Origin of the sequence: Pseudomonas sp. BR20 (assembly GCF_050780135.1) — a bacterium.
Lineage (GTDB): Bacteria > Pseudomonadota > Gammaproteobacteria > Pseudomonadales > Pseudomonadaceae > Aquipseudomonas.
Genome location: NZ_CP172012.1, coordinates 3743470 through 3754416 on the forward strand (window position 1 = coordinate 3743470; position 10947 = coordinate 3754416).

General features: G+C 60.0%; 10 protein-coding genes. 6 read left to right on the plus strand and 4 right to left on the minus strand.

What is annotated here, in order from left to right; all coding sequences use genetic code 11:
- Positions 1-58: 58 nt before the first annotated feature.
- Positions 59-2047, minus strand: coding sequence for an alpha-1,4-glucan--maltose-1-phosphate maltosyltransferase (locus tag ACHPFG_RS17330; RefSeq protein ID WP_167655507.1), 1989 nt, complete (start codon positions 2045-2047; stop codon positions 59-61).
- Between the two features lie 205 nt (positions 2048-2252).
- Between ACHPFG_RS17330 and ACHPFG_RS17335 the strand changes: the two genes are divergently transcribed.
- The gene (locus ACHPFG_RS17335) at positions 2253-2429 is read left to right on the plus strand and encodes a hypothetical protein (RefSeq protein ID WP_167655506.1); all 177 of its coding nucleotides are present in this window, start codon (positions 2253-2255) and stop codon (positions 2427-2429) included.
- On the opposite strand, the gene ACHPFG_RS17340 is transcribed toward ACHPFG_RS17335, so the two are convergent.
- Positions 2407-2898 (minus strand): MgtC/SapB family protein, encoded by a 492-nt coding sequence (locus tag ACHPFG_RS17340; protein ID WP_131696551.1) that lies wholly within the window; start codon positions 2896-2898, stop codon positions 2407-2409. The two genes, ACHPFG_RS17335 and ACHPFG_RS17340, sit on opposite strands and share 23 nt — an antisense overlap.
- Before the next feature lie 120 nt (positions 2899-3018).
- On the opposite strand from ACHPFG_RS17340, the gene ACHPFG_RS17345 reads away from it, so the two are divergent.
- From ACHPFG_RS17345 to mapR, 3 genes are all read left to right on the plus strand, one after another.
- Positions 3019-3258, plus strand: a complete 240-nt coding sequence (locus ACHPFG_RS17345; RefSeq protein WP_145337325.1) for a DUF3203 family protein — start codon at positions 3019-3021, stop codon at positions 3256-3258.
- Positions 3259-3441: 183 nt separating this feature from the next.
- Positions 3442-4851, plus strand: coding sequence for a cytochrome c oxidase accessory protein CcoG (ccoG, locus tag ACHPFG_RS17350; protein WP_431699944.1), 1410 nt, complete (start codon positions 3442-3444; stop codon positions 4849-4851).
- Between the two features lie 100 nt (positions 4852-4951).
- Positions 4952-6361: a GntR family transcriptional regulator MpaR gene (gene mapR, locus ACHPFG_RS17355; protein WP_027606390.1), complete on the plus strand. Its 1410-nt coding sequence runs from the start codon at positions 4952-4954 to the stop codon at positions 6359-6361.
- Positions 6362-6412: 51 nt separating this feature from the next.
- Here the strand turns inward: mapR and ACHPFG_RS17360 are convergent, their stop codons facing one another.
- Together ACHPFG_RS17360 and ACHPFG_RS17365 are read right to left on the minus strand one after the other, a co-directional pair.
- Positions 6413-7159: an SDR family oxidoreductase gene (locus ACHPFG_RS17360; RefSeq protein WP_431699945.1), complete on the minus strand. Its 747-nt coding sequence runs from the start codon at positions 7157-7159 to the stop codon at positions 6413-6415.
- A 52-nt stretch (positions 7160-7211) separates the two neighbouring features.
- Complete coding sequence (locus ACHPFG_RS17365) at positions 7212-9308, minus strand: putative bifunctional diguanylate cyclase/phosphodiesterase (protein ID WP_431699946.1); 2097 nt, start codon at positions 9306-9308, stop codon at positions 7212-7214.
- A gap of 324 nt (positions 9309-9632) precedes the next feature.
- Here ACHPFG_RS17365 and ACHPFG_RS17370 point away from each other — a divergent pair, with 324 nt between their 5' ends.
- A complete protein-coding gene (locus ACHPFG_RS17370; protein WP_431699947.1) occupies positions 9633-10484 on the plus strand; it encodes an NAD synthetase in 852 nt (283 codons plus the stop codon).
- Positions 10477-10944, plus strand: a complete 468-nt coding sequence (locus ACHPFG_RS17375; protein ID WP_431699948.1) for a hypothetical protein — start codon at positions 10477-10479, stop codon at positions 10942-10944. Before ACHPFG_RS17370 ends, ACHPFG_RS17375 begins: the two co-directional genes overlap by 8 nt.
- Positions 10945-10947 lie beyond the last annotated feature (3 nt).

The window sequence follows — 10947 nt, forward strand, 5'->3', positions numbered from 1 at the left end:
GAACCGGGTCAATGTGGGAGGGGGCAAGCTCCCTCCCACATGTTGATCTTCACCAGGCTCAGGAGGTGCTGATGCGCCAGATCCCGAACGGCATCTGCGGCTCCAGCCGCGTCCACTGGGTCTTGCCATACCAGGTCCAGCGGTGGCCGTTCATCAGGTCTTCGCCCTGGGTTTGCGCATCGTCCGGCAGGCCCAGTTCCCACAAGGGCAACTCGAAGTTGGCTTCCTGGGCATTGAACGGGTCGAGATTGACCGCCACCAGGATGAAGTTGCTGCCATCCTCGCTGCGCTTGCCGAAGTAGAGGATGTTGTCGTTCCAGGCGTTATAGAGTTTCAGGCCCAGGTGTGTCTGCAACGCCGGGTTCTGGCGGCGGATGCGATTGAGTTGGGCGATCTCGGCAATGATGTTGCCGGGCGCGGTGAAATCCCGTGGGCGGATCTCGTATTTCTCCGAGTCCAGGTATTCTTCCTTGCCGGGCACGGGTGCCGCCTCGCACAGCTCAAAGCCCGAATACATGCCCCACAGGCCTGAGCCCATGGTGGCCAGCGCCGCGCGGATCAAGAAACCCGGGCGGCCGGATTGGTGCAGGAAGCCTGGGTTGATATCCGGTGTATTGACGAAAAAATTCGGCCGGTAGCATTCGCGCCACGGCGACTCGTTCAATTGCGTCAGGTACTCACCCAACTCGGCCTTGCTGTTGCGCCAGGTGAAATAGGTATAGCTCTGGGAGTAACCGACCTTGCCCAGGCGCGCCATCATCGCCGGGGTGGTGAATGCTTCGGCGAGGAAGATCACCTCGGGATGCTTTGCCCGTACATCGGCGATCAGCCACTGCCAAAAGGGCAGTGGCTTGGTGTGGGGGTTGTCGACGCGAAAGGTCTTCACGCCCTCTTCCACCCAGCCGACCACGATGTCGCGCAGTTCAGTCCACAGGCCCGGGATCGCATCCGCCGCATAGAAGTCGACGTTGACGATGTCCTGATACTTCTTCGGTGGGTTCTCGGCGTATTTGATCGTGCCGTCCGGGCGCCAGTTGAACCAGCCCGGGTGCTCTTTGAGCCACGGGTGGTCCTGGGAGCACTGGATGGCAAAATCCAGGGCGATCTCCAGGCCATGCTCGGCGGCGGCCTTGACCAGGCGACGGAAGTCCTCGCGGCTGCCCAACTGCGGATGAATGGCTTCGTGGCCGCCCTCCTCGCTGCCGATGGCATACGGGCTGCCCGGATCATCGGGGCCTGCGGTCAGGGAATTGTTCTTGCCCTTGCGGTGGCTGCGGCCGATCGGGTGGATCGGCGGGAAGTACAGCACGTCGAAACCCATGTCATGAATCATCGGCAACCGCGCGTGCACGTCATTAAACGTACCGTGACGTGCAGGATCGTCGGTGATCGAGCGGGGAAACAGCTCGTACCAACTGGCAAACTGCGCCGCCTCGCGCTCCACATCAATCGGGTAGACGGTACTGATGCTCAAGTAGGCGCGGTGGTCGGCCTGGGTCATCAAGTGTGCACTGTCTTCGTGCAAAAACAGCGCGACCTGCTCGGTTTCCAGCAGGCCTGAGAGTTCGTGATGCAACAGCATCAGGCGGTCGCGCAGTTCGTTGTCGCTGCGTTCGGCGGCCTGCAGCACCAGGCTGCGGCCTTCCTGCAATTCCAGGCTGACCGGCACGCTGGCTTCATGCTTTTTACGCAGTTCGTAGCAGAAGCTGGCGAAGGTATCGATCCAGGCCTCGATGCAGTATTCGTGAGGGCCTTGGACGGTGACGGTAAACCCACCTTCCCAGCCATTGTTGCCCACGTCGTTCATGACCACGCTGTGCCAGCTTTCTTCATGCAGGGGGCGCCAGCGGATCAATACGGCCAGCTTGTCGTGGCCGTCGGCGAATACCTTGCTGGTGACGTTGACCCGCTGGCCCACTACCGCCTTGACGGCAAATTCGCCGCCGTCGATCACGGGTGAGGTGCTTTCGATCGCGATCCTGGGCAGCAACAGCGCCTGGGACAGCGGCAATATGGAGTCTTCTGTAGCCAGTGTTTCAGCAGTCATCGAGCATCTTCCCCTTACGCCCTGTGGACGCTCTTTGCTTGATCCAAATTCTGATACGGCAGCGCTCTCCCTGAGCAGGGCCGCTATAGGTCCGAGCTTGGGCCGAGGTTAAAAGTTCAGCTGGATGTGACTCCATCGGGCGGGGGAATCAATTGGCCCCTGCGAATGTCCACCGCTAGAGCAAAGCACAAAGGAGGCCACACCGATGAATATCCCGATCCCCGCGGAAACCCCAGACCCGAATATCGACAACCCGACCCTGCCGCCTACCGAGCCGCAACCGATTCCCGAGAAAGAACCGCCGGAAAATGAGCCGCCGCCGGTGGAGGAACCGCCGACAACCATGCCGCCGGTGATCGTCAGTCCTTTTCAAACTGCTTGACGATTTTTGGCATCACACTGAACACCGCCAACGCCAGTAAGGTACTCAGCACCGCTGTCGATTCCCGACCCAATCCGGCCGAGACCCCAATCGCAGCGGTCATCCACAAACCGGCGGCCGTAGTCAGGCCCTTCACATGCCCCTCGTCATCATCCTTGCCCTTGATGATGGTGCCGGCGCCCAGGAAACCAATCCCGGCAATCACGCCCTGCACCACGCGGCTCATGGCATCTGCCTGATTGCCGGACATCTGCGGCACCAGCACAAATAATGCGGCGCCCATTGCGACCAGCATATGGGTGCGCACACCGGCAGCCTTGCCCTTGTGCTCGCGCTCAAACCCGAGGATGCCCCCCAACAGCGCCGCGATCAGCAGGCGAACGGTAATTTGAGTGAGCTGTTTTGCGTCGCCCAGGTCGGCGAACTCGGCCTGCAGGGTTTGCCACACTTCATGCCACCAAGCGTCCATGAACACTGTCCTTTGTCTTTATTGATAAAGAATGGACAGCCGCGACCGCCAGTCAGTTGCCTTGAACCCACGCACATTGCCGACCCCTAACCTTCATAGCCCAAGAAAAAGGAGATCGGCATGCCCCTACGTATCGAAAACCAACTGTGCTACTTCATGCTTGATGACAACGGCCAGGAACAGAGTGTGCCGGCGACAAGGGTCAATATCGTTACCGACACCGACAAATCCATGTCTTACGTGGAACTGGCAGCTGAGCGGATCTATATCACCGAAGCCGAGGCCGACGCCCTGACGGTGGCAGGTGCCCACGATGGCCGCCAACATGTAAAGACTGAAGAACCTGGTTCGCTGATTTAATTGATCTGTATCAGTACTGCTTTGACAGGGCTGCACCCCTTCAGCCACGGGGTGCAGCACATTGACGCAGGCGCCTGTACAAAACCCATCTGATCCGCTTTTTATCGACACACCTGAGTCTGTTATGCAAACAGACCGGCGCCCATAGTTCATCGGCCTGATGGAGGCTGATGAGCGAACGACATGAGCGAACGAATCCCAACCGTGGAAACCTTTGAGCCGATGCACCCAAAGAAGGTGAAGGCCAAATCCAGCGACAACCTGATCCATACCCGCAGTTTCACCGGCCTGTTCCGCACCTTGCGCGTGGGCGGCGCGGGCTTTCTGTTCCTGGCGTTCTTCGGCACCGTGTGGCTGAACTGGGGTGGGAGGCAAGCCGTGCTGTGGGACTTGGCCGAAAGCAAATTTCATATTTTTGGCGCCACCTTCTGGCCCCAGGACTTCATCCTGTTATCGGCTTTGCTGATCATCTGCGCCTTCGGCCTGTTTGCGATCACGGTGTTCGCCGGTCGCGTGTGGTGTGGCTACACCTGCCCACAAAGCTCGTTTACCTGGCTGTTCATGTGGTGCGAAAAGGTCACCGAGGGCGAGCGCAACCAGCGCATCAAGCTGCAAGCGGCGCCCTGGAACCTGAACAAGCTCGCGCGGCGCTCGGCCAAACACACGTTGTGGCTGAGCATCAGCGTGCTCACCGGGCTGACCTTTGTCGGCTACTTCACGCCGATCCGCCCACTGACCGCCGAACTGCTGACCTGGCAAATGGGTGGCGTGAGTCTGTTCTGGGTGCTGTTTTTCACCAGTGCTACCTACATCAACGCCGGTTGGCTGCGCGAAGCGGTGTGCATGCACATGTGTCCGTATGCGCGATTCCAGAGCGTGATGTTCGATAAAGACACGCTGACTATTTCCTACGACAGCGCCCGTGGCGAGCATCGCGGCCCGCGTAAACGCGAGGTCACGCCGGCCGATGTCGGCCTCGGCGACTGCATTGACTGTCAGCTGTGCGTGCAGGTCTGCCCCACCGGCATCGACATTCGCGACGGCCTGCAAATGGAATGTATCGGCTGTGCGGCGTGCATCGACGCCTGTGATTCGATCATGGACAAGATGGGCTATGCCCGTGGTCTGGTGAGCTACACCAGCGAGCATCAATTGCAAGGCGGCAAGACCCATCTGCTCAGGCCACGCCTGATCGGCTACAGTGCCGTGTTGCTGGTGATGATTGCCGCGCTGGTGGTGGCACTGGTGGAGCGGCCAATGGTCTCGCTGGACGTGACCAAGGACCGTGGCATGTTCCGCGAGAACGCCCAGGGTCAGATCGAAAACATCTACAGCCTCAAGGTCATTAACAAGACCCAGCAGCGCCAGGAATACCGCCTGGAACTGGTGGATGCCGAAGACTTCCAGTTGCAGGGCAAGACCGAGATCAGCCTGGCGCCTGGTGAAATCAGTGACGTTCCGGTCTCGGTGGCGTTGCTGGCCGACAAGCCGGCGAGCAGTTCGCAGACGTTGCGGTTCAAGGTGACAGACGTGGATGCACCGAGCATTTACAGCCTTGCCGATAGCCGATTCGTGGCGCCGCTCAACCGCTGAGACCTCGGTATCGAAAAATGATGAAGGTCACATGTGGGAGAGGCAAGTCCCCTCCCGCAGAGGGATCTCCACTCATACAAAACATCTGTTTAAGGCCAAAATGAAACGCTACGAAAAATTCGCCGACGACATCGCAGAACTGATCCGCTCCGGCGTGCTCGGCCCCGGCCAGCGTGTGCCCTCGGTGCGCTATGCCAGCCAGACCTATGGCGTCAGCCCGTCCACGGTGTTCCAGGCCTACTACCTGTTGGAGCGGCGCGGGTTGATCCGTGCACGGCCGCGCTCCGGCTATTTCGTCAACACCCATGCCCCCAGCCCGTTCTCCGAGCCGGTGGTGAGCGAGCAGGTGCATGAGTCCACCGAAGTCGATGTCAGCGAGTTGGTGTTCTCAGTACTCGACTCAATCAAAGACCCCAATACCGTGCCCTTCGGCTCGGCCTTCCCCAGCCCCATGTTGTTCCCGTTGCCACGCTTGGCCCGTTCCCTAGCCAGTGCCAGCCGCGAAATGGACCCGCGCCTGGTGGTCACCGACATGTCGCCGGGCAACCCGCAACTGCGTCGGCAGATTGCCCTGCGTTATATGGTCGGCGGCCTGATGCTGCCCATGGAAGAACTGTTGATCACCAACGGCGCCCTGGAAGCGCTGAACCTGTGCCTGCAAGCCGTCACCGAACCGGGCGACCTGGTCGCCATCGAGGCCCCGGCGTTCTATGCCTGCCTGCAGGTGCTGGAACGCCTGAAGCTCAAGGCGGTGGAAATCCCCGTGCACCCGCGCGACGGCATCGACCTGGGTGCCCTGGCGCAAACCCTGGAGCGTTACCCGATCAAGGCCTGCTGGACCATGACCAGCTTCCAGAACCCCATGGGCGCGACGCTGCCGGAAGCGAAAAAACAGGCGCTGGTGGAACTGCTGCGTAGCCACCAGGTGCCGCTGATCGAGGACGATGTGTACGCCGAGTTGTACTACGGGCAGCAGGCCCCCAAGCCAGCCAAAGCCTTCGACACTGAAGGCTTGGTGATGCACTGCGGTTCCTTCGCCAAGAGCCTCGCGCCGGGCTATCGCGTCGGCTGGGTGGCCGCTGGGCGCTATGCGCAGAAAGTCGAGCGCTTGAAGTTGATGACCTCGCTGTGCCCCTCGATGCCGGCACAAGCGGCGATTGCCGACTACCTGCAACACGGCGGCTATGACCGGCATCTACGCAAGCTGCGTTATGCCTTGGAAGAACAGCAAAGCGCGATGCTGGCCGCCATCGCCCGCTACTTCCCGGCACAGACGCGGGTGAGCCAACCGGCCGGCGGGTATTTCCTGTGGCTGGAATTGCCGGAGCAGACCGATTCGTTGAAGTTGTTCCAGATGGCGCTGGCGCAAGGCATCAGCATTGCACCGGGGCCGATTTTCTCGGCGACGCAGCGCTTCAGAAACTGTATTCGCCTGAACTACGGCAGCCCATGGACCGAGGCCTCGGAGAAGGCGATGGAGACGTTGGGGCGGATTGTGCGGTCGTTTTAAGTTGTGGCGTGGCGCTTGCCCCCGATGGCGCCGGTGCAGGCACTGCATGAGCTAGCGACCGCCACCCAAATCCAAAAAAGTCCCCGTGGCATACGAAGCCTTGTCCGACAGCAACCAGATAATCGCTTCCGCCACTTCATCCGGCCGACCGCCACGCGCCATGGGAATCCCGGACTCCAGCTTGCTGACCCGGTCCGGGTCGCCGCTCAGGGCGTGGAAGTCGGTGAAGATGTAGCCGGGGCGCACTGCGTTGACGCGAATGCCCTCGCCGGCCACTTCTTTGGACAGGCCCAGGGTGAAGGTGTCGAGCGCACCCTTGGATGCGGCGTAGTCGACGTATTCACCCGGCGAACCCAGGCGCGCGGCCACCGAAGACACGTTGACGATACTGCCGCCCTGCCCGCCATGCTTGGGCGACATGCGCAGCACCGCGTGCTTGGCACACAGGATCGGGCCGAGCACATTGGTCTTGAGGATATTCAGGATGCGGAACTCGGACATCTCGTCCACCCGCGACTTGTGCCCCACGGTGCCGGCGTTGTTCACCAATGCCGTGACGCGGCCCAGCTCGGCGTCGACACGGTGGAACAATGCAATCACTTCATCTTCGATGCTGACATCCGCGCGCACCGCAATGGCCTGGGCACCCAGGCCGCGTACCCGTTCCAGGACGCTATGGGCGGCTTTTTCGTCGGAGTGGTAGTTGATGCAGATGCGATAGCCCTCGCGCGCCGCCAGCAAGGCCGTTTGGGCGCCAATGCCGCGACTGCCCCCAGTGATGATGACAACTTTGTCCATGCGTGCGGTCTCCTGATCGAAGCGGGTGTACGGGTGGATCCAATACTAACCGTCACGCAAGGCTTTTGTCAGGCATTGCTGCGTCTTCGGCGCGCTGGATATCGGCCATGAAGCTGTCCGCCGGCAGCGGGTGGCCGAGCAGGTAGCCTTGCAGGGAGTTGCAGCCCAGCCGCGTGAGAAAGCTCTGCTGCACATTCGTCTCCACCCCTTCAGCGACAATCCGCAGCCCCAGGGCCTGGCCGAGGGCGACGATGGCCGAGACGATGGCCGCGTCGTCGCTGTCGTGCTCCAGGTCACGCACAAACCCACGGTCGATCTTCAGCTCGTTGGCGGGCAGACGCTTGAGGTACATCAGGCTCGAATAGCCGGTACCGAAGTCGTCGATGGACAGGTCCACGCCCATGTCCGACAGCTGCTGCAACACCGTCATGCTTGCATCGGCATCGCTCATGGCGGTGGTCTCGGTGATTTCCAGGGTCAGGCTGTTGGCCGGCAACCGGTGCCGGGCGAGTGCGCCGGCCACGCTGTTGACCAACCCGGCGTGGCAGAACTGCAACGCCGACAAGTTCACCGCGATGCGCCAGTGCTCATAACCCTGGGCGTACCATACGCTCATCTGGCGACAGGCTTCATTGAGCACCCATTCGCCGATGGGGATGATCAAGCCGGTTTTTTCCGCCAACTCGATAAAGGAGGCCGGCAACAACAGGCCTTGTTGCGGATGCTCCCAGCGCACCAGCGCTTCAGCCCCCACCGGGATGCCACTGAGCGCATCAAACTTGGGCTGGTAGTACAGACGAAATTGCTCTTGCTCGAGGGCATTGCGCAGGTCTTGCAGCAACTGCAATTGCTTGCGCGCATTGGTGTTCATCGACACATCAAAGAAGCTGTAGCCGTTCTTGCCCATGCCCTTGGCGTGGTACATGGCGGCGTCGGCGTTCATCAACAGTTCCTGGGGGTTGTTACCGTTGCCTGGGAACATCGCGATGCCGACGCTGGCGGAAATCTTCAGCTCATGCTCGGCCACCCGGAACGCGCGGTTGATCAGCACCACCTGGCGCTCGGCAAGGCCGAGCGCATCATCGGGCTGCGTCAACTGCACCAGCAATACAAACTCATCACCGCCGATGCGCGCCAGGGTGTCGTGACTGCGCAAGTCCTCGCGCAGGCGCAGGCCGACTTCACGTAATAACTGGTCGCCCAGGTGATGGCCAAAGGCATCGTTGACCGGTTTGAAGCCGTCCAGGTCGATAAACATCAGGGCAAAGCAACCCCCCTGTTCCTTCACCGCCTCGATGGCCTGTTGAATGCGATCCGCCAGCAAGGTGCGGTTGGGCAGCCCGGTGAGCATGTCGTGCAGCGCCAGGTGGGTCAGTTCCTGGTTGGCCAGGGTCAGCGAGTCGGCGAGCACGGCGGTGCGCGCTTCCAGGCGGGCGTCGAGCAACGAAGTGAGCAATGCAATCGCCAGCACCGCCAGTGTCGTGACCAATACCAGGTTATCCAGGCCCTTGCCGCTCAAGCCGTCCAACGCCGCACCGCAGAAGCTTTCATCGGCAAAACGTGCCGCCGCCATACCGGTGTAATGCATGCCGACAATGGCGAACCCCATCACCATCGCCGCCCCGCCTCGGGCCAGGCGCACAAACGGGGTATTACGGCGCAGGTTGAATGCGATCCACAGCGCGGCACCGGAAGCCGCCACCGCGATCAGTAACGAAGCGCCGAACAACGTGGGGTCGTAATCGATACCCGGGGTCATGCGCATCGCGGCCATGCCGGTGTAGTGCATGCTGGCAATACCGCTGCCCATGACCAGCGCGCCGAACGCCAGTTGCCAGGCGGGCAAACGGGCTTGGCTGACCAGCCATAACGCAAAGCCGCTGGACAGCACCGCGATCAACAACGACAGGCCGGTGATACCCACGTCAAAGCCCAGCGCGAACGGCAAGCGCAACGCCAGCATGCCAATGAAGTGCATGGACCACACCCCCACGCCCATCGCCAGGGCACCGCCGGCTATCCATAAATAAACAGCGCGCCCTTTGGCCGTCGCGATGCGGCCGCTGAGGTCCAGCGCGGTGTAGGAAGCCAGGATCGCGACAAACAGGGAGATCACGACCAACGAGGGTGAATAACTACCGATGAGCATGGGACTTCTCGCGGGCAGCGGACCTGAAACGCCCGTGCCAAGTGGCAAAGCGCGCGATTGTAGCGAGAATAATTATTGGATAGTTGATTAATTATCAGAGGGCCATTAATGGCAATTTGACGCCAATTCACCGACTCAAAAACACCCGATCACTGGCAGGCATGATCCTACAAAACATAGCGAACGGCCTGACATAAAAACTGGGAACTATTCCCCAGGCTCTTTCACCTCTATCGACTCACCGGTGAAAGGATGCCAAGCGATTTCCTGCGTAGCGGTGTGCCGGATGCGCACTCCACTAACCTTCAATGACTCATGAGTCTGTTGGACCTGCCCGAACTCTATCGAACCATCGACGCCGACCCCGGCATCGTTGGTGCTGGAGTGGTGCTCATTGGCAGCGACTATCAGGTGACAGTGTTACGCGAGTTTGTGCCGCTGTGCAGTATCAAGCCCAAACGGGTGATTTTGCGTGAGGTGGCCGGGCCTATTAAGACTGCCGACGAATATGCAGAACTGGCGGCAAGTTCGCCGCGTGAATCACAGCTGTGGAAGGAGGCACCGGGGGTGGCGATTTCCTGCAGCGGAGCTGTGATTAGTTACATCGTGGCGAAAACGGGTATCGCGGCATCTCCATTTACCCTAGGTGCGAGTCTCGTATTGACCTACATAGCTTTTGTCGGGACAGCGGCCAGCGGGGCACAGTGTGTGAACAGTTTATGGAGGACCCGAAACGAGTTAATCGATCCCGCCCTGAATGATCACTACGACACGTTAAGGTGGTATCAGGCAACGACGCTTGCCTTAGACGGCATCTCACTTGTGGGAACAGGCTCCAGCAGCTTCGCCGCGGTCAAATCAGTGTTGGCCATACGGCGTTCGACGGGGCGCCAGGTGACAGACATCCTACGGCCCATGAGCCGCCAGGAACGGGCACAGTTAACGGACGAAATCCTGCGGCTTAAAAATCCACGCCATCCATACGAAATCGTCCGGCTGAAACAGCTGGCCGGGGAGTTGCCCAAACGGTATAGCAATCCACAATTACGCCAGGACATCCTCACTCAAATCAAAGATCAAATCGGAGCGACCCTATCGGTTACTGGCAGCACGCTGTCAGGGAATATCAGCCAAATGATTATTGCCCTGTATGAGGAGTTCGACAGCCATGACTGATTACACCGACCCCCTGCGCGAGTATCGAATATGGCGCCGTTACGCCTATCGATTCTTGCCGTCGTTCGGCGGTGCTCTATTGCTTAGTCTCAACAATATCGCCGCCAACATGTCACTTAGCCTGGCGTACTACGCAGAAAGCCATCACTTGCCCAATGAATATGCTTTTGCAACCGGCATGACACTTTGTCTAGTCTTTAACGCTGGGCAAATAATGCTATGCCAAGGGTTTCGTTATGCGCTCCGATTACTCATGTTCGTAGCAATCGTGAATATTCTATTGGCGACCGGTTATCTCACCAGTCACCCACCTACGCTGCTCAACCTATCCACGCTTATCTCGGCCTTGATCTATATCCTGGTCCTCAACTCAAAAAACCACCGCCGCTACACCAGCATGTTGCGGGTAAAGCGTCGGCGCAAACTCCGGGCCCTCAGCCAGGTCAACGCCCCCACTTGACGC